This is a genomic window from Pseudoflavonifractor sp. AF19-9AC, from assembly GCF_003478995.1.
Lineage (GTDB): Bacteria > Bacillota > Clostridia > Oscillospirales > Oscillospiraceae > Lawsonibacter.
Genome location: NZ_QUGI01000011.1, coordinates 9,728 through 34,459 on the forward strand (window position 1 = coordinate 9,728; position 24,732 = coordinate 34,459).

Below are 24,732 nucleotides of genomic sequence, written 5' to 3' on the forward strand. Positions count from 1 at the left end.
GTACCCCCTTGCCAAATCACTTGTCGTCTATTTTATTTTACCAGAGTTCTTTCCACCCGGGGTATAGTCAGTTAGGAAGAAAACCTGTCGAGTTAGGAAGATCAAGGGGTCTTGGCCTTGCGTCAGTCCCTGTTTTCTGATACAGTTGGAGCAAACAAAAAGGGAGGTGCCATCCATGAAACGGCTGACAAAAGTGCTATACGCCCTCACTTTCCTGGCGGTGTGCGCCGGAGCGCTGGCCTTCCTCCAACGATTTACCCAGGCGGAGAGCGCCTTTCTCTACCCCACCTGGGAGACGGGGGCGGTGGTGACTGCCAGCGGGGCGGAGACGCCCTTTGACCCCGCCGTTCTCCCGCCGGAGCTGGAGGAGGGGGAGTGGTACCGCTACGCCCTGACCCTGCCGGAGGGTCGGGCGAACGGAACGCTCCTGATCTTCGAGACCACCGGGTTGGACGCCGCCGTCTTTCTGGACGGGGCGGAGCTGTGGTACTCCGCCGTCAGTCAGCCGCCGGAGACGGCCAACCAGAGCCAGGCTCAAATCGCCCTGCCCGCCGGGGGCGGGGAGGCTCTGACCATAGACCTGCGGCCCCTGTCGGACACGGCCATCGTGCCGCCCCTGCTCCGGCTCTCCACCGACCCCACGGATCAGGCGGGCACCATCGCCTACGCCAACTACTACGGCCTGTCCGCCGGGGCCTCCGCCCTGGCTGCGGTGCTGCTGTGGGGGCTGTTTTTACTGGGGCTGGCCCACGGAAAGCGGAACTGGCCCCTGCTCCTGCCCACCCTGGCGGCGGCCCTGCTGACCGTCCACCGGCTGGCGGTGGGGTACGGGGCCTATTTCCTGCCCCAGGCCCTCCAGGGGCCGATCTCCAGCCCGTGGCTGGAGGGACTCACCGCCCTGGCCCTGGCCGCCTATCTGCTCCTCCACCGGGAGCGGGCCTTCTGGAAGGCCCTGGGGCTGGCCGCCGCCTGGAGCGCCGGGGCGCTGGTTCTGGCGGCGCTGGTTTCCCATCTGCGGGGCGGGTATGCGGCCCAATATCTGACGTATCTGGCCGCCCAGCTCCAGGCGGGGGTGTGGAGCGGCACTCTGTACTGGCTGATCTGGTGGCTGGTGCTGGTGTGCGCCGCCCTCTCCGCCTGGGATTTGGCCCGATCCATCGTCCGCGCCCAGGGCGCGGCTCAGACCCTGGCCCTGAAAAATCAGCTGATTATGGACAACTACCGCTCTATGGAAGATAAGCTGCGGGAAAGCGCCCGGCTCCGCCACGGCTTTTCCGCTCAGGTGGCCGCCTTGGACGCCGCCGTCCAGGCCCGGGACTGGGCGGGGGTGGAGCGGTATATGGCCGCCTGGAAACAGGACACCAACCAGGAGCTGGCTCGGTTTACCGAGCACATTGCCGTCAACGCCATCCTTCAAGACGCTGCAGGCCGGGCAAAGGCGGCGGGGATTGTCTTTGAAGTGGTGGTGATGCTCCCGAAGTCGCTCCCCATTCCGGACGAGGATTTGTGCGCCCTGCTTATCAACCTGCTGGACAACGCCCTGGAGGGGGCGGAGCGCACCCCGGAGGGGCGGGAGAAAATCATCCGTTTCCGGATGCGGGTGGATGGGGAGTTTGTTCCCATCCTGTGCGAAAATACCTTTGACGGCCATGTGGAGACAGACGAAAGCGGGGCCGTGAAAACCACGAAAGCGGACTCAGCCTCCCACGGTTTCGGCATGGCCCAGATGCGGGCTGTGGTGGAGAAGTACGACAGTGTCCTGAGCGTAAGCTGGACGGACGAGTGGTTTACCGTCCAAACCGCTCCGCAATTCCCGGAGAATAGATGAAAACAGAGGAGACGCACAGCGCCTCCTCTGTTTCATCCTCAGCCATTCAGTCGGTGTACGATTGCGTTTTGGAACTCAGTATAGAAGGTTCGGCTCATGGGGAGCCGCTCGCCATCCTTCAGCAGCACCCCGGCGTGGGTGGCCCGCTCTACCCAAGTCAAATTGACCAGATAGCTCCTGTGACAGCGGCGGAAGATCCCGGCGGGCAACAGCCGTTCCGCCTCTGTCAGCGGGACAGAAAACGCCTGCTCACCGTCTCCCAGGTGGACCACGACACCGTGATTCAGGCTCTCCAGATAGCGGATTTCCTCTACCAGGAGGGGGACAGCTTGCCCGCCCCGCTGGAACAGGACGGCCTGGGCCCCATGTTTCTCCAGCGCCCGCCCCAAGGCGGCCTCCAGCCGTTCCCGGCTCACCGGCTTGAGCAGGTAGTGAAGGGGGTGGGCTTCATACCCGGCCAGAGCGTATTCCGGGTTGCCGGTGATGAAGATGACCCGATCCCGGACGCCCTGGTCGTAGAGCCACTGAGCCAGTTCTAAGCCGGTGGTGCCCTCCATTTGGATGTCCAGGAGATAGAGGTCAAAGGCAGCCCGTTTTTCCTCTGCCGTCTGCCGCAGCGCGTCCGCTGAGGAAAAGGGCACGATCTCCGTCTCCACACCCTGGGCGGCAAAAATATCCCGGCACATGGCGGTAATTTGACGGCACTCCACGGCCTCGTCCTCGCAGAGCGCCACCCGGTATGTGGACATGGAAATCCCTCCTTTAAAGTCTGTTCTATTGTAGCAGGTTTCAGGCGGGGTTGCAAATCACCCTTGAATTGTCATGGCAAAGTGATCCAATCTCTGTGGAAATGGACAGAGCCCTGTGGAACCGCCGCAAACAGAAATCGAGCGTTAGCCCTTCCGCCTGTTCCCCCGCAGGGGAAATCCAGCGGGACAGCGCCCCGCCTCCGCCGGAGTGCGCAGCCCCCGGAATTGCACCCATTTTCAGGGGAGCGCGAAACGGCAAGCTGGGCAAGTGTGGACACACTTGCCACTTTCGCGCCGCCGGGGGCCCCGCGAAAGTGCTTGTTGGGGAACCTCCCCAAACCCGGCCCTATGGGACAAAGTGTCCCAAGGGATAGTCTGCGGAACAGGCCCTAACGGGCCTGTTCCTTATCGGCGCGTCCGCCGGTAAGCCCCAGAAGATGGTCAATGTTGCCCTTCACCGTGACGATCTCCCGCATCTCCTTTTGTGCGGTGCGGTATTGTGCGGTGAGGGCTTTTTTCTGTTCGGCCAGCTCCCGGCGCTTTTTCTTGAGGGCGTCCATCTTGGGGAGCTTTTCGCCGTCCAGCAGTTCATTCATGGTGGCCTTGGCCGCCCGGTAGTCAGCCAGCTCCGCCTCGTGCTGGGCCAGATACTTTTTACTGTACCGGGCCGCCTTGTAGCCATCGAAAACGGGCCGGGTCTTGGCGTACTGCACCACGGCCCCCATGAGCTCCGACGTGCGGCCCAGCTCCCGCTCCACCGCCCGCAGCTCCCCAGCCAGAGTGTGGGCGCGATCCACCGATGTGTCCGTCTTGGCGGCAAGCTCGTCATAATCGGTCAGGCCGTTCTCCTGGAGAAATTGCAGGGCGGCGGCCATCTGCTTGATGTTGTAGACCTTGGCCCACCGCTCATAGCCAGGGCCCTTGCCCTGGGCCATGCGCTGCTGGATGTCAATAACAAGGTTGAACCGCCGCGCCTTGGGCCGGGCGTCGCCGCCGCCCCCGGCCCGAGCCGGAGCTCTGCCATCCAGGACGGCCTGGACAGCCTCGGGGCCGTAGCCTTCCCCCAGGGTGGAGCTCCGCCAGCGGGCGGGCCGTTCAAAGCCTGGGAGCTGGAATGAGAGGACGCCGCCCCGCCCGTGGAGCACCTGGACGCCAGCCGCCTCCAGCGCGGCGAGGAAGGCCGGGAGATCGGCAGGGGGCTGGGTCAGCACCTCGTCGATGATGGCCCGGAGCTGCTCCTTTTGCGGGGGCCGCTTTGCGTCCCCCAGCCATTGCCCGTAGTGACGGAAGGGGCCCTGGCTGGGCAGCTTGGGATTTTGAATGACAGACAGCTCATGCTCGATGCACACCCGGTCAGAGAGCCGCCGGAGCGCCCGCCCGGAGCGGAAGAAATCTCTATATTTCCGGGTGCAATCCAGGGAAGTGGAATTGTAATAGATGTGGTTGTGGATGTGCTGGCGGTCTGTGTGGGTGGCGACGAAAAAGGCGTGGTTGCCCTTCGTCCAGCGCATGGCCGTTTCATAGCCCACCCGGTTTGCCTCCTCGGGGGTAATCTCCCCCGGCTTGAAGGACTGGCGAATCTGATAGCAGAGCACATCCGCGTCCCGTTTCTGCTCCCGGCCCGTGACGGCCTTGTACTTGGCCTTGGACAGCAGGAACTCGGCGTCGGCTGTCATGTGGTCGCACTGGTAAGAGGAAATCAATTCCCCGCCCTGGGTCTTGTCAGGATTTTTCCCGTAGTCCAAACGGTCTTTGAGGGATTGGGCGATGGTTTCCCCCTTGCTGATGTGGTGGACAATCAGGCGCGTGGTAGCCGTGGCAGCACCTCCTTTCAAACGGCAGTAGGCGGTATGGGACAAAGTGTCCCATAGGCCGGTCTAAATAGAAATCACCCGGACGTCCCGCCCCAGCGTGTACGCATAGCGCATGGTGAACAGGGTGCCGCCCTTTTCCCGCCCGTCGTAGACAGCGATTACCCGCTGGGACTGGCTTACCATGTAGCGGTTGCGCGCCATGTAACAGGATGGCGCGTAGGTCTGGCTCTCCACCTTTACCCCATCGCAGAGCCGGAGCAGTTCATGGAACCGCTTGTCCTTGGTTTTTACCCTCCCCGCATAGGGCAGCGCCGCCTCCAGAAACAGCTCCGGGTGCCGCTCCTTTTCCTCAACTACCAGGGCGGCGAACATCAGGTCGGCCCCCTCCGCAAAGCCGGAGATGAAACGGGTATAGCCGTCGGCCACCGCCTCTGCCAGCTCCCGGCGGAGCTCCTGCTCCACATAGCCCAGCTTGTCCGCCGGAATGTCCCGGTGGCCCGTGACGCAACAGGTTTTGCGTACCATAAAATATCCCATCCTTCCCGAGAGATGAAATCCTTTTCCTTTATTAAAAATAAAGGATTAAATATCGTATGTCAAGAATTACACAGGATTACACATCGCATTTTGAACATAGGCACAGGATAGAATAGTGCGAGAAGGGAGGACGTTTCCGTGTACGAGGAATTTACCCAAAACCGTATCGCACAACTGCGGATGCAGAAGAATGTTTCCGCCCGTGATATGTCCCTGTCACTGGGCCAAAACAACAGCTACATCAATCAGATTGAAAACAAAAAGACCCTGCCCTCGCTGCAAGGTCTGTTCTACATCTGCGAATATTTTGGCATCACGCCGCAGCAGTTCTTTGACGAGGGGGACGCCTACCCCGCCCAGCTCGCGGAGCTGGTGGAGGACTTGAAGAAGTTAGACGCCGCCTCACTGGAGCATATTGCCGCCGTGGTGAAAGAGATGATACGCGAGAAGTAGGCCGCACGGCAAAGAAAAACCGACGGCCCAAAGGCCGCCGGTCAGGTATGGGACACTTTGTCCCAAAGGTCAGCGATATTTACGGTTGCTCCTGCGGGGCCCACTGGTCGCAGGACGGGCGTATGTTCATGCTTTCCCGGGCCTCCGGCACCATATCGTCCCGGCCCGTGGCGATGAACAGGAAGAAGATGGCTGCGTCCCGGCGCAGGCATCCATTTTTATGCTTGCAGTTCACGCAGGACTCCTTCATAGGCTCACCCAAACACTACGCCGCACAGGACGTCCGCAAGAGAGGTCAGGCCCCCGGCAACGGCATCGGCCAGCAGGCCCAGCACCACAAAGAACACGGCGATGCCCAGCATGAGCAGGGCGGCAGAGTTATCGCCCTGGATGAACCACGCGAACAGGGCGCAGAGCAGGCAGAGCCCGCCCAGGGCCTCCAGGAGTGCCCCGGACATTCCAGCCGCCAGCCTGACCACGGCGGCAAGGACAATGCAGGCGATGGCAAAGGGGAACACGACGATCCGCAGCAGAAAACGCATGGTGAAAACCTCCTCAAAAGTTCTGTATTTTCTGTTGTTTTCCCTCTATATGTATATTATAACTCTGCAAAAATAGGGTGTAAAGGATGCCTCCGGCTTGCCCCGGCCTGGGACATTTTGTCCCGAACTCGGGCAAGCCGGGGAGCGGCGCACCGCTCCCCGGCCTTTACATTTCCACCACCTGGGTCAGCTTTTTCAGCAGCTCGGACAGAGGGCCCCACAGGTCTGCATAGTCCTTTTGCAGCAGGGCGATGTCCTGGGGGTAGATGCCCCCGTAGGTGTTGGCCTGGATCGCCACCTGATTGAGATTGTTGGAGCACCGGCGCTGGAGCGATACCAGCTCCCGCACCGGCCCCAGGTCAACGTGGAGCACATACCCATTGAGGGCCATCTTCCGCACGAAAGCCCCCATGTTCCGCACCCCGGCCTCGGCCATGCGCTCCTGGAGCTGTGCCAGCTCCTCCTCGGACACCATGACGTGCAGGTGGATGGGGCGGCGGCGTTTCCGGCTCACCGGGACGGCTCCTCCCGTTCCCGCCGGGCAAAGGGCTGGAGCCGGACGGGGCTCTGGCCGTCCTCCGTGCGCAGGAAGTCTATTCTGCCTGCCGCGAAGATGGCGTTTCGGTTGAGCTGCCGCTGCCACGCCCCCTGGCTGGGGGCCCACTTGAATCCGTTGTGTTTCATCTCCTGGCGCTGCTCCTCGGTGGGCTTTTCGTCAAAGAACAGCTGCAGTCGGTTTTCCCCCTCGTTGATCTCCGCCCTGCCGCCGGGGAACTCCCAGCCCACGAAGTCGCCCCGGTTTTTCAAATCGTCAATGCGCTGCTGCACTCGGCGGATGTTGGCGTTGTTGTTGGAGAGATGGAAAGAGGGATAGGGCACTGGGTCTTTCCGCCAATCCCGCTCCATAGAGGCCCGGAGCTTGGCGATCCCCTCGTCGGTCAGGCCGGGGCAGCCCTCCAGGGTCTTGTGTTTGCGATAGTAGGCGTTGACTGCCTTCATGTGCTCCTGGTCGGCCTTCAGCCCCTCCAGCTTGGCCTCCAGCTTTTCCACCGCCTGCCGGTCATCGGCGGAGATGCCCGCCGTGCCGGTGGAGCGAATTTTGTCCAGCAGGCCCTGGATATGCTGATACTCACCCATATTCTTGTCCCGCGCCGCGTTCTGCTTGTGCTTTTTCTGCACGGGGAAGTTGGAGCCCCCGGCAACCAGGATCGAGGGCACACGGGCGTCGATGGCATGGGCCTGATTGAGATTTTCCGCCAGCTTGCGGGCATAGAGGTCGGCCAGATAGTCAATCTTCTCATGGTACATGGGATCGACTTTCTGTTTCTGTTCCTCCGCCAGTTGGTAGGCGGCATCTACCTGAGCCTGATAACTGGCGGTGGCGGAACCGGGCTTGTAGTCACGGTAGCTGTTGAGGTCGTTTGCCCGCCGCGCTGCCTCTTCACTGATGGGATAATACTTCGGCATCCGGCCACCCCCTAACGCCCGCCCCGGTCAGGGGCGTCCTTCTTGGGAGCCGCCGGGCCCCGGTCAGCCTCGGCCTGGGCCTGGGCATCCCTTATCTGCTGGGAGATAGGGGCAGGCTTGCCCCTAGCCTCCTTGCGGGCCTTGGCCGCCTCCATGCGTTCAATCTCCCGCACACATTCAGCTATCTCCTTTGGCGTAACAGAATTGACGGGGACATAGCGGCCAAGGTCAAAGTTATACAGTGTCAATCGTGCCGTCGCAGGGGTGCGGTGGGCATCCTCCCATTTTCCCACCACCTGGGCTTGGGCGTCCATCTGCCGCCGGATGTCCAGATTGTCACGGGATGGGCGCAGCTCATAGTCCCGTATCTCCTGTTCCGTCAAGGGCTGGGCGTAGAGAATTGCGCCCCATGCCTGGAACGCCTCGCCCGGCACCTGCTGGCGGCCCGGATAGATGTCCATGTGGATGGGGCGGTTGAAATAGCTCTTGGGGTATGTCCCCACGTCTATGGGCCGCTGGGTGGAATAGTATTTGTAGGTCTCCTTGTCGGGGGCCTGCTCTACTTCAAACACATGGTAGCGCCGCTGGTAGTCCTCGGCCCGGTTGTGCAGATCGCGCTCGGCCATATCCGGCTTGTCGTGGTAATGGCCCCAAAAGTAATCCCGGTGGCCGTCCTGCTCATTGAACTGCCACGTCACATAGGGAGATGGGGCCTTGGGATTTTCCCCCAGGGCAAAGCCGCACTTGTTGTCAAACAGGATCGTGCGGCGAATCACATAATCCGCATTGATCTCCAGAAGTAAGCCTCCTTCCACACGCCCGCCCCCTGGGACAAAATGTCCCAAAGGAGCGCGGGCGCAAAATGTTTGATTTATCGTGTAAAATGGGGGCCGGACGTAAAATCATACCGGCCCCCTCCAGAGCGGCCCCGGAAAGCCCCGTCAGCAGGGCGTTTCCGGGGCTTTAATCGTAACGCTTGCACCCCTGTTTCCGGCGATGGTTCCGCATCCGCTCCCGGCTCCTGCGGCGGTTGGCCTCGGCCTGACACGCCGGGGAGCAGTAGAGCTGCCGCCGCTTGGGAAGAAAGGCCCGCCCGCACAGGGGGCAGATGCGCAGCTCCTCCACCGGCCCCTCCTGGGCAAGCTGCACCGCCAGGGCCGGGTCAATGGGGAGCATGGCGTCTCGGAAGTAGCGGCACATGGGGCCCGTCCAGCATTTTGTCAACATATAGCACTCACACTCCAATGGCAGACATCCGTAGTCCCGGTCATAGTTGGCGCACCATTTTGTCACCAGGGCCCGGATGGATTTTTTCTCCTCACGGGTCAGCTCACGGGGCACCGCATTACCTCCCGCGCCGCAGCAGGGCGCGGAAACAGGTCATACAGCGGATGCCGCGCCAGTAGGGACACCCGGCGCACCGTGAGCCACAGGGGGCCTGGGGCGGAACCGGAGCATCCTGCCGGGGCCTGCGTTTCATTTCCCGCTCCAGCCGATTATCGGTAAAATTCAATTATTTTCCTCCGTTTCCTCCTCGTCGCCGTATTCATCCTCCCCATAGGGGTCATAGTCCTCCGACTCCTCATAGGGATCGGGCTCGTCGTAGTCCTCCTCGGCCTGGGCTGCTCGCTCCTGCTTGGGACGGTAAATCTTGAAATACCACCCGGCACCGCCGCAAATCACCACCGCGGCCAGCACCATCGCCAGCAGCCCCAGGGAGCCGCCCCCGGCCTCGGCCTCCGGTTCGGGATCTTCCGCAGGCTCCGGCTCCGGTTCGGGCTCCGGCTCCACCCCCGCGCACTCGGTCATGTTGGTGGCGCAGACGGGGCAATCCGTGTTGACGGCCCCCGCCGCACACTTCTCCGTGCAGGAGCAGGCGGGCAGCTCCCCGCCAGCGGCCTCAAACGCGGCCAGCAGGTCGGCCTCGTCCACTACCCCTAAAAAGTAGGTTTCATACTGTTCGCCCTCCTCGTCCACGGGCTTATCGTAATCAATGACGATGTAGAAGGTGCTGCCGCCGCTGGTCTGGACAGTGATAAACTGCTTGTTGGTGTGCTTGTCATAGAGCAGGTCGCGGGTCACAAGATTGCCCTCTTCCGAAAAGCCCTCGCCTGGCTCCAGAGTAGGCTCCGGCGTGGGGGCCTCCTCCACGGTGGTGTCCTCGACGGTGGCGGCGGGGTCGGTTTCCTCATAGCCCCCGGTGGGCTCGTCCGAGTAGGCATAGGCCGGGGCGGTCATGCCGCACAGCAAAAAGGCGGCGCACAGCGCCGCCATCAGGACACGGTATTTTTTCATTCAGACACTTCCTCCTCGTCAGGTTTGGGGGCGTCCTTTGGGACACTTTGTCCCATAGGAGCGCCGGAGCGGATGGCCTGGAGCAGCACCGGCAGCTCGTCCAGGGTGATGCTCAGGCCCCGCACAATGTCCACGATCTCGGTATTTTCCGCCTCCAGCTTTTTCTGCTCCAGCTCCTTCAGCCGGGCCTGCTGTTCGCTGATCTTGGCCTTGACCTTTTCAATTTCGGCTTGGATTTTCGCGCTTTTGCTGGTTGCCATGTAAAACCTCCATTTCTAATCAGGGTAAACGGCCATAGGCATATAGGTGAGATTGCCAATAGCTCGTGTTCAAATTTGCGTAGCCGATGGGATCGCCCGCGTGGAGCATCATCCCGTCGCCCAGGTAGAGCCCACAGTGGGAGATGCCCGTGGTGTCGTAGGTTCCCACGAAGAAAACCAGATCGCCGGGCTTGGGGTTGCTGGTGGGGGTGCAGTAGTTGTAAAGGCCGGTGGCCCCCAGGCGGCCCACATTCCAGCCGCACTGGTTGAGCACCCAGGACAGGTAGCCGGAGCAATCAAAGGACGTGGCCGGAGAGCTGCCGCCCCACACATAGGGATAGCCCACATATTTCTCCGCCTCGGTGAGCAGGGCGGCAAACTGCTCGTCGCTCAAATACTCGGTGGGGACTTCATAGCGGTCCACGGGCTGGGTGTACTTGTCCACATAGCCGGAGCCAGGGAACAGGTCAGGCCGGTTTCCCAGGGACGCCATGTAGAGGGCGTACCGCGCCATCTGCTCCTCGCCCATCATGTAGATGGGCAGATGGGACAGGTTGAAGTTCTCCAGGGTCACATAGCAGATATAGTAATCATAGGGCACCTGTGTCGTGGTCGTTTCTCCGGTTTCCGGGTCGGTGGATGTTTCCGTCCGGTAGCGGGTTTCCACCACCACTTTCTCGGTGAGAATGTACTGGCGGTCAAAGAGGTCGGCCAGCGTACCCTCCACGTCGGCCAATGTCCATTCCCCCTCGTGGAGCGCGGACAGGATGGAGATGAGCACATAGGGGTCGTGCCCGATCTCGTCCAGGTCGAAGTGGTACTCGTCATAGCTGTGGGTGGCGGTGTAGTTGTCCAGATAGGCTTGCAGCTCCGCCTCCATGTCGCAGTAGGCCGCCTCCGCCGCCAGAATGTCCTCGTCCTTGGCGGCATAGGTGGTGGCCCCGATGCCGCCGCCCGCGCCGCTGCCCAGGGGGGCCAGGGCCGAGGTGCAGGACTGGAACAGGAACACGATGAGCAGGCAGGCCAGGGCCAGCAGCACCCCCACGGGATGGCGTTTGATAAAGCCCACCGTCCGGGCGGCCAGCTTTTCCGTGGTGACTGCCGTTTTCCTGGCCGCCGCCGCGCCGTACTTGGCCGCCTCCTTTGCACGTTTGCAGTACTGCTGTTTCAGCCTCCGCTTGTATAGAAAGCGTTTCCAGGCGTTCATAGCCAGCTCGGGCTGTTCCTGAGCGGCCCGGTGGAGATGGTAATTTGCCGTGGCCTTGGTGAACCTGGACTGCGCCCGCCGGACGGCCTTGGCCGGGTGTTCCCGGATTTTGCGTCTGGCAAAGCGGTACAGTTTCCGGCCCCCGGCCTCCGCCGCCAGCTCGGAGCGGTGGGCCCCCTCGATGCCTACATTCTCATGCTCATTCTCATAAATCTTGCTGTGGACAAAGCCGTGGGCCGTCCACCCGGCGGCCCCGGCGATCTTCCGCACCGGCCCTTTGGGTTTGGGTGGTTTCTGCTTTGCCAGCTTGTCCCTGGCCTTGTCCAGCTTGGCCTCCCGTTTTTCCATGCGGAATTTTGCGCGGTTGACCTGTTCAGAATTGCTCTCCGTGCGGAATTTCCCGCCGCCGTCCCTTGGGACACTTTGTCCCATAGGGTCAGCGCCCCCGGCACCCTGGGAAGGGCCGGGCCCCCGGCCAGCAGGCCGGGGGCCCTTGGGAGCCGCCTTGCCCGGCTGGGAGCCGGGGGCGGCGTCCTCGTCCTCAAAGCGCAGGCGGGCCGCCGGGCCCTCCCGGAGAGAGGCACGCTCCGGCCCACGGGGGGCCGGGGCCTCCCGTGTATCGTCCGGGGGCTCCCCATGCTCCGCCGGGGGCACCGACTCCGCCGCCCGGTCAGGGGGAAACAGGTCTGCCCGGCCCTCCAGCGGGTCGGGGCGGCCCGCGTTTTCCGGCACCGCCCCAACCTCGGACGCGGGCTGGTGGCCGTCCCCCTGGGGCGCAGCCTCCACCCGGCGCTCCGGCTCCGCCGGGGCCGGGGCCTCCCGCACCTTCCGGGCGGACGCCTTTTTCCAATCCGGGCGGCGCTGCTTGGGTGTATCCACCTTGGGCTCCCGTTCCGGCCCAAACCGTAAGGGGTCAGAGAGCTTGCCCGCCTGCTCCTGGTCGGAGATTAAACGAGAGGCCGGGTCTTTCCTGGGCTCCCGGCCCCCGTCAAGTTCCCGGCTCATTTTTCAAATCCTCCGGGCGGGTGGTGAGCAGGTTGTAAATCTCGCCCTTGGGGAACCGATCCACAAAGGGGATCGTCGTGCTGCCGTAGAACAGCAGCCCCTCGCCGGGGTTGGAGTGGGTGATGTAGGAAAGCTGGTGCTCCGAGATGCCGAGCTGCTTTGCCAGGATCGCCCGGTCGCTTTGGGCCTGGGCCAATAGCACCATGAAGTCGGTGTTGTCCAGAATGGCCTCGATCTCCCGGCTGGCAAGCAGGTCTTTCACGTTCTGCGTCAGAGCCGAGGGGACACAGCCCTTTTTACGGAGCATCTTCCACACGGCCACAAAGTAGCTGGCGGTGAGCGCGTCCCGGAGCAGGATATGAAATTCATCGAAGTAGCACCACGTCGCAATCCCGTTGTGGAAGTTGGTATTCACCGCCGAGGTCACAAAGTCGTTGGTAATGTGCATGGCGATCTTCCGCAGGTTTTCCCCCAGCCCCTTGAGCACGATACACACCACACGAGAGGTCAAATCCACGTTGGTGGGGTGGTTAAAGAGGTTGAGGGAGCCGGTGCAGTAGAGCTCCAGAGCCGTCGCCACCCGCTGGGCCTCCGGCTCCGGCTGCCGGAGCAGCTCTTCATACAGGTCTTGGAGCAGCGGGGGCTTGCCGTCCCCGAGCCCCAGGGCCAGCTCCCGGTAGACCTGCCGCACACAGCGGTCAATGACGGTTTTCTCGATGGGCTGCAAGCCGTCCTTGCCGCCCACCACCAGCTCGCACAGGGAGAGCAGGAAGTCGGCTTTCATGGACAGGGGGCTCTCGTCCCCGCCCAGGTCAAGCTGGATGTCCATAGGGTTGATGTGGTGGGGGCTGTCCGGGGCGATCTCAATGACCTGCCCGCCCAGCCGCCGCACCAGCGGGGCATATTCCCCCATTGGGTCTACAATGATGATGCGGTCTTGGGTCGCCAGGAACACGTTGATAATCTCCCGCTTGGCGGAAAAGCTCTTGCCGGAGCCGGTGGAGCCCAGGTAGAGCCCGTTGGCCGATTTCAGTTTCTTGCGGTCAGCCATGATGATGTTGTGGGAGAGGGCGTTCATACCGTAGTAGAGGGCCTGCCCGCCCATGCGCAGCTCCCGGGTCATAAAGGGCACAAAGATGGCGGTGGAGCTGGTGGTCATGCCCCGCTGGATTTCCACCTCGTTATAGCCCAGCACCAGGGAGGACACAAAGCCCTGCTCCTGCTGCCAATCCAGCCGCTTGATGGCGCAGTTGTACTTCTGCGCGATGCCGTTTACCGTGAACACGTCGTTTTCCAGCCGCTGGCGGGTGGGGGCCAGATTGATGATGGTGAACGTCAGCAGGAACATCCGCTCGTTGCGGGACTGCAGGTCGGCCAGCAGATCGGCGGCGTCCTTGGAGAACGTGATGAGGTCAGGGGGCAGGATGTCCGGGTCATACCCGGCCCGAATTGCCTTTTTCTGCTCCTCCACCTTCATTTTGTCGATGTCGCTGACCTTGCCCTTGATGGTCTTAATGGCCTTGAGCTGATCTACCGTCTGAATGTGCATGGTGACGGTCAGCTCCGCGTCCAGCTCCAGGATCTCCCGCAGCAGCTTGTCCGAGAGCTCGGAGGCCAGAATCTGCAAATAGGACGCCGCGCCCCAATAGCGGCCCACCCGGAACAGGCGGGGCTGGGAGAAGTCAAAGCCCTCGCTGGGGGCGATGGCGTCCTTGGTGCCAAGGCCGGTGCGGGGAATGTCCCCCCAGGAGAACCGGAACGGCTCCCGGCTGCCGGGATGGGTCTGGCCGTGGAGCACCGCCAGCCGCTCCCGTCCGTCCAGGGGCTGGGACTGCACCCCCAGCCGGTGCAGGTTTCCCACCACGTCGGCCTCCACCCGCTCCAGCCGGGGCCGGGCCTCGCCCAGCGAACCGGCGGGAACGCCGAAGGTGATGTATTTGGCCCGGTCAATGCCGTTGTTGCTCTTGGCGATCTGCCGTTTGAGCATGGACACGAACTCCCCCCGGATGCTGTCATAGGCATCCTGCTGGGCCGGGATATTCACCTTGTACCGGCTGGCGCTGTGGGCCCGGCGGTTGACAAAGGAGAGCTGGAACGGCAGGGCGCTGTCAAAGTAGTTGAGAAAGGCGCTCCACCCGTTGAAGATGGCGGATTGATCCTCCGAGGACGCCACCGAGTAATTGATGTCCTCATATTCCACGGTTTTAGTGAACAGGCCGCCGGGGAGCTGGCACACCCCGTCCGGGTACATCGCCACATAGGGGATGGTCTGCTGGGCGGACACAGCCCTCCGGCCCCGGCGGTCAGCCCTTGCGGGCTTTTTTCTTTGCGTGTTTGCTTTTTGCAATCGCATCCTCCTTTTCCATCGAGCCCCGCAGGGTAAAGGGGGCGTAGAGATTTTCGGTTTTGTAGGGCCTGGGCCCGGAGCGCAGGAACTTGGCCCGGATGATATTCCGGGCCACCTTCTCCAGCGGCAGGCCGTCCCGCTCATACATCGCCAAAAGAAACGCCGGGAGCATGACACCCAGCATGAGGAACAGGCCGCCGGTGTTGCCGATGACGTTCCGGGCCAGCAGGTAGGCCGGGATGCCCACCGCAGCCCCGCAGCCGAAACAGATGAGTTGGCGCTTGGTGAGATTGAACGCGATTTTGGTCTTGATTTTAGAAAGGTCGTTTGGCACGTTTACATAGGGAATTTCAATCACCGTCCTTAGAAATTGCCGCAGCCGGGCCCCCTTGGGACAAAGTGTCCCATAGGCTCGCCGAGGGCTCCACCTCGTTGCCCCACACGTCCCAGCCGGGGGGAGATTGCCGGGCGAACAGCTCCACACGGGGCACGTCCCCCATGAGGGCCACGATCTTCTCCCGGGCCTCGTCCGGTTTCCGGCTGTGCTCCCGGATGGGGGAGATGATGAACTGGTGGACGTTGGCCGCCTGCCGTTTCGGGTGTCCCCGCGTTGCCAGCAGGCACACCTCCGCGTTGCCCCGCGTCCAAAAGCCCAGGCCGTAGAACCAGCCCCCGGCCTTGCGGTTTTGTTTCAGCCAGACAAAGGCCACAGTCTTGTAGACAAAGCCCCAGGCCCGGATGAGCCGCAGGGCCTCCGGGAGCTGGGGGAACGTGGCCCACAAAAAAAGCGCGCTGTCTGGGGCGGCCAGTTCCGCCACCGGGAGCGCGCACAGCTCGTCAATGCTCATGGTGGGATAGTGCTGCTCCGCCGCCCCCTGCAAGCCCTTTTGGGCGTAGCGCCACGGGGGATCGGCGTAAATCACAGGATATTGTCTGATAGTTCACACTCCTTTCCCGCCCCGCGCCACCGCCTCCCGCGCCTGTTCCACGCGCTGGACGGCGGTGCCGAAGATGGCCGGGGCCGTTTCAAAACAGATGTAGCGGCGGCCTGTGTTGACGGCGGCCACCGCCGTGGTGCCGGAGCCCGCGCAGATGTCCGCCACCAGCTCGCCGGGCCGGGTGTAGGTACGGATAAAATACTCGCACAGCTCCACCGGCTTTTGCGTGGGGTGGATGGTGTGCTGGACAGACGCAAAGGCCAGCACATTCCCAGGGAACCGCCGCCCGTCCGGGGAGCCGTTCCCGCTGGGGATATATTTTCCGTAGTTGGAGCTGAGAGAGCCCTTCTTGCAGATGCGCTCATAGGGCTTGCCCTGCTCGAACTGCGGTTGATACAGCGGGAGCTTTTGGTAGAACACCAAAATATTCTCCGTCTTTTTCAGCGGGGCCCGCCGGGCGTTGAGAAAGCCGGTACACCGGCTCTTGTACCACACCCACTCGTAGCGGAGCATTTTTAGGTTGGACGCCCCCAGGATTTTGTCATAGGGGCACTGGGCGAAAAACAGGATGGCCCCGTCCGGCTTGACCGCCCATTTCACCGCCTCCCACAGCTCGGGGAGCGGCAGGGGCACATCCCAAAAGTTGCGGGTGGTGCCGTAGGGCGGGTCGGTAAGCAGCAGGTCAACCGAGTGCTGGGGCAGGGAGCGCAGGCCCGCGATGCCGTCCATGAGATAGATGCCGGACTCCACCGGGGCCGCCGGGCCGCCTGGGACACTTTGTCCCAAAGGGGCCCTATCTGTCATCCCTGGCCTCCTTGCCCTTCTCCGGGGCGGGACGGCTGGCGTTGGCCTTGTCCGCCTCCTGCCCGGCCCGCGCCATCTGCTCCCGGATGGGGGCGGGGCGCAGGGCCTCGGCACGGGCCACAAGCTGCTCCACCGCCGCGTTGTAGGCGTCCACGGTCAGGGCGTCCAGCCGCTCCTGCAGCGCCTGGCTCGTCACCCGTGTGGTGGCCCGGTAGCCGCTGCGCGTCCGGTTGGACTCCTTGCTGGGGGGACTCAAGAACATACCATTCTTGCCATCCACCACCTTAAAATCGTCCACCACGATGCCGCCGATATTGACACTGGCATAGCCCCGCAGGGAGCCCATAGGCTCGATGGGCCGTACCATTACCTCGATAGGCAGCGGGGCGGCCTCGATGGATTTTTCCACCCGGAGCTTTACCGCCTCGTCAATGCTGATGCCCTGGCTCTCCGCCAGCTCCGCGATGGGGGCCTCGAACAGCAAACGGTTCATTTCCTGGATGGCGGCGTCCTGGGTAATGGGGGCCGCCTGGTTTTTTGGCATAAATCAATCCTCCTTCAAAAGTTTAATGGGCCCCGAAGATACTCCGGGCGATACTGCCCGTTTTGAACAGCATGAAACACAAAAGCACCGTGTAGCCCATAGCACCCCAAATGGAGCCGATGGGGTCGCCGCTGGTGGCGATGCCCTGGACGAGCACCGCGTAGATCGCCACGCATACCAGGATGAGCAGCCCCTGGAATCCGATGGCGAACAGGGACTTGATGTAGTTCTGCCCCATGCCGCCCAGCTCCCGGTTGGCGAGGGTCGCCATAGGGATGGGGGCCAGACTGGACATGACGTAGATTTCCAGCATACGGCCATACACAATGACGAAAATGACGATGTTCAACGCAAACATACACACCTGGATCAAGATGGACTGCATGAACAGCCCCAGCAGGGAGCCGATGCCCATGCCCTCCAGCGTGGCCTCCAGGTCGGCCAGCATATCCGCCGTAATATCCGTGGAGCCCTGAACGAGCCCGGACGCGCTGGCAATCACGCTCTGCGACACGTCGAACACCGCCATGACAATATTAAAAGTGTTGGAAAGAATCAGGATGGCGATGGCCGTCTTGAACATCCACTTGTAGATGTTCGCCACGTCAACCTCGTGCATATTGTTCTTTTCCAAAAGCATCTGAATGAGCTCATAGGTGGCGACAAAGGTCAGCACCATGCCCGCTATCGGCAGGATCACCGTCTCGGAGAGCTGCCGGATCAGGGAGAACACCCCGGCGTTCCACGCCGCCGGGGTGGTTCCCACCTGTGCCGCTACGTCCCCGACTGAGCTGTTCACGTTGTCAAACAGCCCGCTCAGATTTCCCATGATGCCGTCAATGAGCAGGTCTTTCAGCCAGCCTGTGAGCCAGTCGGTGAGAAAATCCATAGGCGGCGAGCCTTAAAACAGGGTGCTCAGAACAGGGATCAGGGTGGTGCCCAGCAGGATGATGCCGCCGCCGGCCATGAGCTGCTTAATTCCCTGACTTTTTACTGATGTGCGATAAAGAAGTAATAGAAGTGTAAAAAATTTTGCCGTTCCTATCCGGCACTTAGCTCTTGTGTCGGATAGGTCGGGCGGTTATTCGGGCAAGTCCACCTTGCCAACAAAAGAATAATAAATCTCAATGTCCTGTCTGCGGGTCTTGTTCTCGTCATAGCTGCACTCATGTACAACGATTTTCTCTACAAACTCCCGCAGCAGAGTAGGGGTAAGTTCTTCAAAGCTGGTATGCCGCCGAACAACATTCATAAACTTTTCTGCGTTCACGGTGGCTTCCTGTGCTTTGGAAAGCTCCGCTTGGATAGCGGCGGCTTTTTCTTTCAGTTCCCGTTGCTCTGCTTCATAGTCTGCCGACAGCTCTGTGAAACGCTCGTCTGATATGCGCCCGGTCACGCTGTCCTCATACAGCCGCTTGAAGATAGCGGATAACTCGGCTATGCGTTTCTCGGCGGCTTCCAGTTCCTTTTTCTTGGCGGCGTTCCTGCGCTTGCCCCCGTCCTCGTTCTGCTCAATCAAGAGCTTTATAAACCGGGCTTCATGCTTTGCCGCATAGCTGGTCACTTTCCGCAGATTGGATAGTACACCAGCGGTCAAGAGGTCGGTGCGGATAAAGTGCGCTGTACAGTCATGGGTGCGTTTCTTGTAGTTGCCGCAGATATAACAGTCCTGCTTGCGCTTGTCCGTCTGGTATCGCTGCTGATACATCACACTGCCGCAGTCTGCACAGAACAGTATGCCGGAGAACAAGCCCACTTCATCATAGCGGTTGGGGCGTTTGCGCTGCTTGCGAAGCTCCTGCACCCGTTCCCATGTTTGGGTGTCTATGATAGGCTCGTGGTGGTTCTCGAATATCGCTTGCTTTTCCTCCGGGTTTTCTACGCTGTGCTTGACTTTATAAGAGAGTTTTTCCGTCTTGAAGTTTACCAGGCAGCCCGTGTATTCCCGGTTTTCAAGGATATGCACAACGGTATTGGTTGCCCACTTGCACTCATAGCCGGGGTGGTAGCGGCGGGTGCTGCCCGTCCTGCGGTATTCCAGCGTCCCCGGCGTGGGGATTTGCTGCTCTGTGAGCATACGGGCTATCTTGGTCGGACCATTCCCGGCAAGGCAGAAATTGTATATCTGCTTGACTACGGGTGCAGCTTCCTCGTCAATGATGAAATTTTCGTCCTCGTCCATGAGGTAGCCATACACAGGCTTGCTTGTGATAGGCTTGCCACTCATGCCTTTTGAGCGTTTCACTGCTTTGATTTTCTTGCTCGTATCTCTCACCAGCCATTCGTTAAAGATATTCCGCAGCGGGGCAAAATCATTGTCGCCCTGTGCGCTGTCCACTCCGTCATTGATAGCGATGAAGCGGACACCTTTCTGTGGGAAAATCATTTCCGTGTACATTCCCACTTGCAGGTAGTTTCGCCCTAACCTCGACATATCCTTTACGATAACTGTCCCGACTTTTCCGGCTTCAATGTCCGCAAGCATGGCTTGAAAACCGGGTCTTTGAAAGTTCGCACCAGAATAACCGTCGTCCGTGTACCAGCGCAGATTGGAAAAGCCGTTCTGCTTTGCATAGGTTTCAAGGATACGCTTCTGATTGGAAATGGAATTGCTTTCGCCTTGCAGCTCGTCCTCATGGGATAGTCTTGGGTAAAGGGCGGTAATTGGTTGTTGGTTGGTCTGTCTTAACATAAAATCCTCCGTTTCCGACAGCCAGCCCCACTATTCCGTACCTTGATTGTACCACATGGGGCGGCTGTCTGTATAGCGGCAAAAGCGTCAAATCTGCTTCTTTATGGTCGGTCAAATCGCCGTTTTTTGTGTAGCAGCTTCCGCTTCCAGCACTTTCATCATCTTGTCGGCTGCGGTGTCGGTTGCGCCCTGCTTGAAGAAGCCGGAAACGGTAAGGACGGAGTTGCCCATGCGGATTTCCGTTACACAGTCCGGGCGGCGGTCTGTTTTGGTGGTGCTTGTCTGTTTGGTTTCTGTCATAGGCTCTCCTTTCGCTGCTTCATCAGTTGCTTTAAGCGTTCCAGCTTTTCCTGTGCGGTTTCCTTTCGGAAGTTGCTGCCCGTGAAGCGGACGGGGGCGCACATGGAAGTCAGCCTGTCATAGATACGGGCGTGGGGCGTGTCCTGCGGGTGCTGCAATTCCTCCAGCGTGAGGTTGGTCGTGGCGATCAGCGGCTTGCCGCTTCGGTAACGGCTGTCAATCACGCTGTAAACCTGTTCCAGCCCGTATTCTGTCCCTCGCTCCATACCAAAATCATCAAGTATCAGCAGGGGGTAGCTGCAAAGGCGGGAAATATATTCGTTCCTGCCCTCAAAGCTGGCGGCAAGGTCACCCAGTATCGTTGCAAAGTTTGTCATGCACACCGGGACTTCCTGCTCCATAAGGGCGTTGGCGATACAGGCGGCAAGGTAGCTTTTTCCCGTCCCCACGCCTCCCCAAAACAGGTAGCCGATATTTTCAGCCTGCATGGTTTCCCAGCTCTCCACATAAAAGCGGGCGGTTTCGGTCTGTGGGTTTCTGCCGTTGTCATGCTCAAATGTCCAGTTCCGCATAGCAGGGTCAGTAAAGCCCCGGCGTTTCAAGTCCTCTACTTTTTCAAGGTGCTTCTGTCGGCTTTCGGCGGCTTGCTGCTTTTCACGGGCTGCCCGCTGGCAGTCGCAGTCTGTTGGGTGGCGGTCACGCCCGAAACAAGTCTTTCCCTCTGCAAAATAGGCTTCTTTGGGCGTATGGCACTTACCGCAGTATAAAAGCCCGTCCTCGCCTGTGTAATCCTCCGCTTCGGTGGTAGTGGTTGTAATGTCCGTAATCATAGCTTCAATCTCGTTTTTCATAAGCTCTCGCCCTCCTTGCATGAATAATCGGGTATGCCCTGTTTCGGGGCAGCCTTGCCTTTGGCAGCGTCCTCCTGCGCCCACTTGTAAATGGTGGCTGCATGGCTGTGGTACTGCTTCCCGGTGGAAGCGATATGGCAGGAAAGCCGGTCAAGGTAATACTCCCACTTGTCGGGCAGCTCTGTTTTCAGCCCGGAAAGCTCTGTATCGGTCAGTATCACATTGTTGTATCTGCCATAAGCAGCGGGGGCGGGGTGTCCCGTTTCTCCCTCTCTCTCTTTTTCTATCTCTATCTCTTTCTCTAACTCTATCTCTATCTCTGGTGGACGAATGTCGGACAAATGTCCGCCTTTTGTCCGGGGCGGTAAAAGTGCCTTGTTTTCCAGCCTTGCAGCCCGTTTCCTCTCGGCTTCGGTAGAGGACTGTCCTATCATCAGCTCAATATCGGTCATATAAAAAGCCCCGCTGTCAAGCTGCTCCACAAGCCCCAACTGCCGGAAAATCTCTAAAGCCCTCTCAACCGTCCCTATCTGGTGGCGGGTCAGTGTCGCTATCATCTGCGCTGTGTAGGGGATATGCTCGTCAAGCTGCAATTTCCCGCCGTTTTTCAGCGATTTTAAGTACAGCTTCAAGAGGATATTGGAGTATAAAATCCCGTCTTTCATATCTTCCAGCAGCACAATGGAGTCGCTGTCAAAAAAGTTCTCTTTCAGCTTGAGGTAGTAATACTTGCGGTTATCTGCCATTGTCCCTGTCCTCCTTTTTCCGGCGTTTGGAGTAGTAGCGGGGGCAGAGTATGATAACCGCCCGGAAGCTCTGCTTGCAGCTATGGGTACAGCCCCGGCAGAGGTCGTTGTATGTGATACGGTCGCAGGTGGTATTCCCAACTTTCACTTGCCGCAGGAAAAAAGACCATTCCAGCCGCCGTTTCTTGCTCATTCTTGGCATGGGTGCGCTCCTTTCTGCCGTTTCCGCTGGTGTGGCGGTATCGGCGGTAATTCTGTATCATCTCGGTATCATTTTCGGGGTTTTTCTGCCCTGTAAGCCCGTTAAAAAACCCTTTGGTATTGCGGATAGGGTACGGGGCAGCCCCCTTGTTCTGTATAGGTTCGGGTACATTTTGGGGCGGTTTTTATCGTTCCTGTTCCTGCCTTTTCACAGGCTTGCGTTCCCGGCGTAAAATCTGGTCGATATTGCCCTTGACAGTCTGTAAGCGGCGGTATTCCTCCCGTTTTGCCCGGTAATCGTTGTAGCCGCTGTTTTTCTCTTTGATAAGGGCTTCAATCTCTGCTTGCAGGGCTTTATAGCTTGGCAGCTTGGAAATGCCGTTCTCCCTAAAATAACGGGCGGCTGCGTCTGCTATGATAAAGTCGCTTTCGTGCTTCTGTCGGTAGGCTGCTTTTGCTTTGGCGTTTTTCTGCTGTTTCAGCCCGTCCCGGACAGGGCGGGTCTTGGAATAGGCAAGCACCTGCCGTTGCAGCTCCTTTTTCCCGTCCAGCGTCTTTTCCACCTGCTTCAGCTCTGTAAGGCTTTCCCGCATGGCGGTATAGGCGGCAGAACAGGCTTCGTCCAGTTCCTCCGGGGAAGAAAAGCCGTACTGCTGATAGGCGGTAACGGTAGCCGCCATTTGCTTTAGATTGTACTTTGCCGCCCAGCGGTCATAGCCCACGCCCTTGCCCTCGGCTCGCTTAGCTTCCCGGTCAACCATGCGTTGCAAGGTGTTGTCTGCCGGGGTGGTTTTTGCGGCTTTTTCCTCCTGCAAGCGTCCCTTTTGGGTATGTGGGTATTCCGGTATGGCTTTGGGCTTTTCGGCGGCTCTGTGGGCGTTCTGCGTGAGCAGGGCAAGGACAGCAGCCTTGTCAAAATCGTCCCCCAGCTTCCGGGCTGTGATAGGCTTTGTCCTGTCCGGCGTGAGGTAGGAAAGCCGCCCCCGGCTCTCCTTAACGGTCACACCCTCCCGCAGCAAAAGGGAAGAAAACTCGTCAAAGCTGGCGGCTTGGGAAAGTGCCTGCCGTATCGTCCGGCGCAGCTTCGCCTTGTCCGTTTCAAACTTGGTAGGCTTGGTCGGCTGTCCGGCGGCTTCTCTGGCGGCATTCTCTTTATCAAGGGCAAGCTGCCCTTTCTTTGCCGCCCAGTATTCCCGTTCCGTTATCCGTTCCTTGCTGCCGTTCAAGAGGTCGATTTGGTAAAGCCCCTCCCGGTGGCACATCTCCATGACTTCACTCTTGAAATATTCCATAGCGGCATTGGTGCAGCGGTGCTTGCAGCCCTCCCTTGTGTCGGCTGGTCTGTCCATGTAGGGCAGAAGCGGGACTTCATAAATCCGCAGGGAGTTGATGACGATATGCACATGGATATTCCCGCTGTGGTTATGCCCGTCCGGGTGGGTGCAGATTAGGGCTTGGTGTCCGGGGAAATGTGCCTTGCAGAACTGTTCCCCCAGTTCCTGCGCCCGGTCTGTGGTCAAGCCGTTGTCTGTCCCGTCCCGTGGGTCAAAGCTGATGATATAGTGGTGGCTTTTCACATCTTCCCGTTTTTGGTTTTTCTCATAGCGGAGATTAGCCCGCATACAGGCAACAGCGAAATCCTCGCCCCCGCAGTTAAGGGAAGAAATGCGGTAATCCTCCCTCGGTATCAGCCGCCCGTTTTCATCAAGGGTGGGCTTCATGGTAAACTCGTCATGCTCAAATGTGAGGTAGGCTTCCGCTGCGCCATAGTCCGCATTTTTAGAGCTGATATGTTTGAATGTTGCCAACAGCGTCACCTACTTTCTGCAAGACTTCAAACTTTAGGGCAGCAAGGTCGGAAACCACCGCCCGTACCTCCCCGGCAAGCTGCGGGTAGGGGCTGTGCCACTCGTTCAGCGTCCGGGCTATCTGGTTTAAGTTGCCGCCGATCCTGCCGTATTCGGCGGTCAGTTTCCCGACAGCGGCAAGCAGCTCGTCATTGACAGGAGAAACGGTTATGATGGGGCGTATGGCTGCCCCGGTTATGGCTTGCCGGATAAACTCGGCTTGGCTCATGTTGTAAGCAGAAAGCCGTTGGGCAAACTCGGCGTATTCTTCCTCGGTCATGCGTGTTTTGACTACCCGGCTGCGGTGCGGTGTGTTGTATCGTTTTCGCATGGTAAAACCTCCTTTCTGTGCGTGGTGTCCTCTCACTAATAGGAGAAAAACGGGGTGTGAAGCGGAACTGTTTTTGAAAAATCCGAAAAAATATTTTGAAGGATTTTTAAGCGGCGCAAGCCGCATAAGCAGGGTTTGGGGAAGGCACTCCCCAACAAGATTCCCGCAGGGGCAAAATGAGCGAAAAGCGAATTTTGGTACTGCGGTAGAATCTTGCTCTAAAAAACTACCGCTTTCCTCGGCGGCTCTGGTTTGCGGATATACTGGCTTGCTCCACCAATATAGCGATTGCGGCGGCGTGTTCTGCCCGCTGTTCACCACTACAACGGTGAAAAGGGGGCGTTTTGGCAAACGCAGCGAAAATTTTTTTATTTTCCCTGTCTGCTCCCTACAACAATCCGGCGGTGTGGTTTGCCAAAGATTTTTGAAAATGGGCGCAAAAAAAGCAGTAAACCTTTTCAAGATTTACTGCTTATCTTCCGCTGTGATGGGCGGCGGTATTAAATTGTCAGCCGTTTTTCAAATGGAATTTATCTGCAATCGCTTTCTTTCCGCTTTCCAATTCCTTTTCTGTAATCTTCCATAATCCTAACGCAATGATCTGCTATCTTTTGCATTCCGAGTTCTTCAAAAAAGGCAATTTGTATTTTCATCAGTTCTTCACAAACAGTCAACTTCTGCTCATCCATATTGCTAATAGCAAGCCATGGGAACGCTTTATATTTCTTAGTGTCCCCAATGAGAAAATTGTACCCTATCAACTCATTTTCACGGAAAACGAAATAGAATTGTGGGCCTGAACCTGGAACTGACTTTTCCATAATTTGCTGCATTGTTCTCACGCCGCCGTATGCCGGAAAAAAACCTATTCGCTCAAGAGCATTTAATATGTCAATCCTTTTATCTGTGGGTATGTCTCTATAATTGATAATCTGTTCCATTTGCTCTACCCTCATTGAAGTTTAATTTGTCAG

At 59.3% G+C, this 24,732-nt stretch carries 29 protein-coding genes and 1 pseudogene; 3 read left to right on the forward strand and 27 right to left on the reverse strand.

The window, feature by feature from the left end:
- The first annotated feature begins 175 nt into the window (after positions 1-175).
- Positions 176-1,828 (forward strand): ATP-binding protein, encoded by a 1,653-nt coding sequence (locus DWX58_RS14575; protein WP_118645201.1) that lies wholly within the window; start codon positions 176-178, stop codon positions 1,826-1,828.
- A gap of 38 nt (positions 1,829-1,866) precedes the next feature.
- On the opposite strand, the gene DWX58_RS14580 is transcribed toward DWX58_RS14575, so the two are convergent.
- From DWX58_RS14580 to DWX58_RS14590, 3 genes are all read right to left on the reverse strand, one after another.
- Positions 1,867-2,577, reverse strand: a complete 711-nt coding sequence (locus DWX58_RS14580) for a LytTR family DNA-binding domain-containing protein (protein WP_118645204.1) — start codon at positions 2,575-2,577, stop codon at positions 1,867-1,869.
- Positions 2,578-2,966: 389 nt separating this feature from the next.
- Complete coding sequence (locus tag DWX58_RS14585; RefSeq protein ID WP_243093550.1) at positions 2,967-4,412, reverse strand: relaxase/mobilization nuclease domain-containing protein; 1,446 nt, start codon at positions 4,410-4,412, stop codon at positions 2,967-2,969.
- A 42-nt stretch (positions 4,413-4,454) separates the two neighbouring features.
- Positions 4,455-4,916 carry an SLOG family protein gene (locus tag DWX58_RS14590; RefSeq protein ID WP_118645258.1) on the reverse strand — a complete coding sequence of 154 codons (462 nt, stop codon included), beginning with the start codon at positions 4,914-4,916 and terminating at the stop codon, positions 4,455-4,457.
- 150 nt (positions 4,917-5,066) lie between these two features.
- On the opposite strand from DWX58_RS14590, the gene DWX58_RS14595 reads away from it, so the two are divergent.
- Complete coding sequence (locus tag DWX58_RS14595) at positions 5,067-5,381, forward strand: helix-turn-helix transcriptional regulator (protein WP_118645207.1); 315 nt, start codon at positions 5,067-5,069, stop codon at positions 5,379-5,381.
- A gap of 79 nt (positions 5,382-5,460) precedes the next feature.
- Here the strand turns inward: DWX58_RS14595 and DWX58_RS15280 are convergent, their stop codons facing one another.
- The 23 genes and pseudogenes from DWX58_RS15280 to DWX58_RS14710 form a co-directional block, all read right to left on the reverse strand.
- The gene (locus DWX58_RS15280; protein WP_158579307.1) at positions 5,461-5,616 is read right to left on the reverse strand and encodes a hypothetical protein; all 156 of its coding nucleotides are present in this window, start codon (positions 5,614-5,616) and stop codon (positions 5,461-5,463) included.
- A 19-nt stretch (positions 5,617-5,635) separates the two neighbouring features.
- On the reverse strand, positions 5,636-5,923 hold the full coding sequence (locus DWX58_RS14600; RefSeq protein ID WP_118645210.1) for a hypothetical protein: 288 nt from the start codon (positions 5,921-5,923) through the stop codon (positions 5,636-5,638).
- A 166-nt stretch (positions 5,924-6,089) separates the two neighbouring features.
- The gene (locus DWX58_RS14605; protein ID WP_118645213.1) at positions 6,090-6,437 is read right to left on the reverse strand and encodes a plasmid mobilization relaxosome protein MobC; all 348 of its coding nucleotides are present in this window, start codon (positions 6,435-6,437) and stop codon (positions 6,090-6,092) included.
- The gene (locus tag DWX58_RS14610) at positions 6,434-7,390 is read right to left on the reverse strand and encodes a hypothetical protein (protein ID WP_118645216.1); all 957 of its coding nucleotides are present in this window, start codon (positions 7,388-7,390) and stop codon (positions 6,434-6,436) included. Before DWX58_RS14610 ends, DWX58_RS14605 begins: the two co-directional genes overlap by 4 nt.
- A gap of 11 nt (positions 7,391-7,401) precedes the next feature.
- Entirely contained in the window at positions 7,402-8,205 is an 804-nt protein-coding gene (locus DWX58_RS14615; RefSeq protein ID WP_243093552.1) for a hypothetical protein, read from the reverse strand.
- A 148-nt stretch (positions 8,206-8,353) separates the two neighbouring features.
- Positions 8,354-8,731 carry a cysteine-rich VLP protein gene (locus DWX58_RS14620; RefSeq protein ID WP_118645219.1) on the reverse strand — a complete coding sequence of 126 codons (378 nt, stop codon included), beginning with the start codon at positions 8,729-8,731 and terminating at the stop codon, positions 8,354-8,356.
- 168 nt (positions 8,732-8,899) lie between these two features.
- Complete coding sequence (locus tag DWX58_RS14625) at positions 8,900-9,685, reverse strand: DUF4366 domain-containing protein (RefSeq protein ID WP_118645222.1); 786 nt, start codon at positions 9,683-9,685, stop codon at positions 8,900-8,902.
- Positions 9,682-9,945: a DUF4315 family protein gene (locus tag DWX58_RS14630; RefSeq protein ID WP_118645225.1), complete on the reverse strand. Its 264-nt coding sequence runs from the start codon at positions 9,943-9,945 to the stop codon at positions 9,682-9,684. Before DWX58_RS14630 ends, DWX58_RS14625 begins: the two co-directional genes overlap by 4 nt.
- Positions 9,946-9,964: 19 nt before the next feature.
- Positions 9,965-11,584, reverse strand: coding sequence for a CD1108 family mobile element protein (locus tag DWX58_RS14635; protein WP_118645264.1), 1,620 nt, complete (start codon positions 11,582-11,584; stop codon positions 9,965-9,967).
- 556 nt (positions 11,585-12,140) lie between these two features.
- On the reverse strand, positions 12,141-14,408 hold the full coding sequence (locus DWX58_RS14640) for a VirB4-like conjugal transfer ATPase, CD1110 family (RefSeq protein WP_118645267.1): 2,268 nt from the start codon (positions 14,406-14,408) through the stop codon (positions 12,141-12,143).
- Positions 14,409-14,460: 52 nt separating this feature from the next.
- A complete protein-coding gene (locus DWX58_RS14645; RefSeq protein WP_118645270.1) occupies positions 14,461-14,853 on the reverse strand; it encodes a PrgI family protein in 393 nt (130 codons plus the stop codon).
- 1 nt (position 14,854) lies between these two features.
- Positions 14,855-15,442, reverse strand: coding sequence for an MT-A70 family methyltransferase (locus DWX58_RS14650; RefSeq protein WP_118645228.1), 588 nt, complete (start codon positions 15,440-15,442; stop codon positions 14,855-14,857).
- Positions 15,443-15,445: 3 nt separating this feature from the next.
- Positions 15,446-16,246 (reverse strand): site-specific DNA-methyltransferase, encoded by an 801-nt coding sequence (locus tag DWX58_RS14655; RefSeq protein ID WP_118645231.1) that lies wholly within the window; start codon positions 16,244-16,246, stop codon positions 15,446-15,448.
- The gene (locus tag DWX58_RS14660; protein ID WP_118645234.1) at positions 16,236-16,790 is read right to left on the reverse strand and encodes a septation protein SpoVG family protein; all 555 of its coding nucleotides are present in this window, start codon (positions 16,788-16,790) and stop codon (positions 16,236-16,238) included. The genes DWX58_RS14655 and DWX58_RS14660 overlap by 11 nt, the downstream gene beginning before the upstream one ends.
- 22 nt (positions 16,791-16,812) lie before the next feature.
- Complete coding sequence (locus tag DWX58_RS14665) at positions 16,813-17,679, reverse strand: VirB6/TrbL-like conjugal transfer protein, CD1112 family (protein WP_118645237.1); 867 nt, start codon at positions 17,677-17,679, stop codon at positions 16,813-16,815.
- A gap of 12 nt (positions 17,680-17,691) precedes the next feature.
- A pseudogene (locus tag DWX58_RS16015) lies at positions 17,692-17,781 on the reverse strand (Maff2 family protein); the annotation flags it as partial.
- Between the two features lie 90 nt (positions 17,782-17,871).
- The gene (locus tag DWX58_RS14675) at positions 17,872-19,482 is read right to left on the reverse strand and encodes a recombinase family protein (protein ID WP_055222985.1); all 1,611 of its coding nucleotides are present in this window, start codon (positions 19,480-19,482) and stop codon (positions 17,872-17,874) included.
- Between the two features lie 111 nt (positions 19,483-19,593).
- Positions 19,594-19,782 carry a transposon-encoded TnpW family protein gene (locus tag DWX58_RS14680; protein WP_002569233.1) on the reverse strand — a complete coding sequence of 63 codons (189 nt, stop codon included), beginning with the start codon at positions 19,780-19,782 and terminating at the stop codon, positions 19,594-19,596.
- Positions 19,779-20,633: an ATP-binding protein gene (locus tag DWX58_RS14685; protein ID WP_009255551.1), complete on the reverse strand. Its 855-nt coding sequence runs from the start codon at positions 20,631-20,633 to the stop codon at positions 19,779-19,781. Before DWX58_RS14685 ends, DWX58_RS14680 begins: the two co-directional genes overlap by 4 nt.
- Positions 20,630-21,379: a phage replisome organizer N-terminal domain-containing protein gene (locus DWX58_RS14690; protein WP_006555734.1), complete on the reverse strand. Its 750-nt coding sequence runs from the start codon at positions 21,377-21,379 to the stop codon at positions 20,630-20,632. Before DWX58_RS14690 ends, DWX58_RS14685 begins: the two co-directional genes overlap by 4 nt.
- Positions 21,369-21,581: a hypothetical protein gene (locus tag DWX58_RS14695; protein WP_005927784.1), complete on the reverse strand. Its 213-nt coding sequence runs from the start codon at positions 21,579-21,581 to the stop codon at positions 21,369-21,371. Before DWX58_RS14695 ends, DWX58_RS14690 begins: the two co-directional genes overlap by 11 nt.
- 184 nt (positions 21,582-21,765) lie before the next feature.
- Positions 21,766-23,388, reverse strand: coding sequence for a relaxase/mobilization nuclease domain-containing protein (locus DWX58_RS14705; RefSeq protein WP_055261120.1), 1,623 nt, complete (start codon positions 23,386-23,388; stop codon positions 21,766-21,768).
- Positions 23,360-23,758, reverse strand: coding sequence for a plasmid mobilization relaxosome protein MobC (locus tag DWX58_RS14710; RefSeq protein ID WP_117907923.1), 399 nt, complete (start codon positions 23,756-23,758; stop codon positions 23,360-23,362). Before DWX58_RS14710 ends, DWX58_RS14705 begins: the two co-directional genes overlap by 29 nt.
- Before the next feature lie 73 nt (positions 23,759-23,831).
- On the opposite strand from DWX58_RS14710, the gene DWX58_RS15460 reads away from it, so the two are divergent.
- Positions 23,832-24,344, forward strand: a complete 513-nt coding sequence (locus DWX58_RS15460; protein WP_172679137.1) for a hypothetical protein — start codon at positions 23,832-23,834, stop codon at positions 24,342-24,344.
- Here DWX58_RS15460 and DWX58_RS14720 read toward each other — a convergent pair.
- The gene (locus tag DWX58_RS14720; RefSeq protein WP_005921288.1) at positions 24,289-24,714 is read right to left on the reverse strand and encodes a hypothetical protein; all 426 of its coding nucleotides are present in this window, start codon (positions 24,712-24,714) and stop codon (positions 24,289-24,291) included. The two genes, DWX58_RS15460 and DWX58_RS14720, sit on opposite strands and share 56 nt — an antisense overlap.
- Positions 24,715-24,732 lie beyond the last annotated feature (18 nt).

Coding starts and splice junctions, on each gene's coding strand:
- DWX58_RS14695 (WP_005927784.1), bottom strand. CDS start 21,581: ATGCCAAGAATGAGCAAGAAACGGCGGCTGGAATGGTCTTTTTTCCTG.
- DWX58_RS14710 (WP_117907923.1), bottom strand. CDS start 23,758: ATGCGAAAACGATACAACACACCGCACCGCAGCCGGGTAGTCAAAACA.
- DWX58_RS14610 (WP_118645216.1), bottom strand. CDS start 7,390: ATGCCGAAGTATTATCCCATCAGTGAAGAGGCAGCGCGGCGGGCAAAC.
- DWX58_RS14630 (WP_118645225.1), bottom strand. CDS start 9,945: ATGGCAACCAGCAAAAGCGCGAAAATCCAAGCCGAAATTGAAAAGGTC.
- DWX58_RS14665 (WP_118645237.1), bottom strand. CDS start 17,679: ATGGATTTTCTCACCGACTGGCTCACAGGCTGGCTGAAAGACCTGCTC.
- DWX58_RS14590 (WP_118645258.1), bottom strand. CDS start 4,916: ATGGTACGCAAAACCTGTTGCGTCACGGGCCACCGGGACATTCCGGCG.
- DWX58_RS14655 (WP_118645231.1), bottom strand. CDS start 16,246: ATGACAGATAGGGCCCCTTTGGGACAAAGTGTCCCAGGCGGCCCGGCG.
- DWX58_RS14640 (WP_118645267.1), bottom strand. CDS start 14,408: ATGTACCCGGACGGGGTGTGCCAGCTCCCCGGCGGCCTGTTCACTAAA.
- DWX58_RS14690 (WP_006555734.1), bottom strand. CDS start 21,379: ATGGCAGATAACCGCAAGTATTACTACCTCAAGCTGAAAGAGAACTTT.
- DWX58_RS14680 (WP_002569233.1), bottom strand. CDS start 19,782: ATGACAGAAACCAAACAGACAAGCACCACCAAAACAGACCGCCGCCCG.
- DWX58_RS14675 (WP_055222985.1), bottom strand. CDS start 19,482: ATGTTAAGACAGACCAACCAACAACCAATTACCGCCCTTTACCCAAGA.
- DWX58_RS14580 (WP_118645204.1), bottom strand. CDS start 2,577: ATGTCCACATACCGGGTGGCGCTCTGCGAGGACGAGGCCGTGGAGTGC.
- DWX58_RS14600 (WP_118645210.1), bottom strand. CDS start 5,923: ATGCGTTTTCTGCTGCGGATCGTCGTGTTCCCCTTTGCCATCGCCTGC.
- DWX58_RS14720 (WP_005921288.1), bottom strand. CDS start 24,714: ATGAGGGTAGAGCAAATGGAACAGATTATCAATTATAGAGACATACCC.
- DWX58_RS14635 (WP_118645264.1), bottom strand. CDS start 11,584: ATGGGACAAAGTGTCCCAAGGGACGGCGGCGGGAAATTCCGCACGGAG.
- DWX58_RS14625 (WP_118645222.1), bottom strand. CDS start 9,685: ATGAAAAAATACCGTGTCCTGATGGCGGCGCTGTGCGCCGCCTTTTTG.
- DWX58_RS14575 (WP_118645201.1), top strand. CDS start 176: ATGAAACGGCTGACAAAAGTGCTATACGCCCTCACTTTCCTGGCGGTG.
- DWX58_RS14685 (WP_009255551.1), bottom strand. CDS start 20,633: ATGAAAAACGAGATTGAAGCTATGATTACGGACATTACAACCACTACC.
- DWX58_RS14660 (WP_118645234.1), bottom strand. CDS start 16,790: ATGCCAAAAAACCAGGCGGCCCCCATTACCCAGGACGCCGCCATCCAG.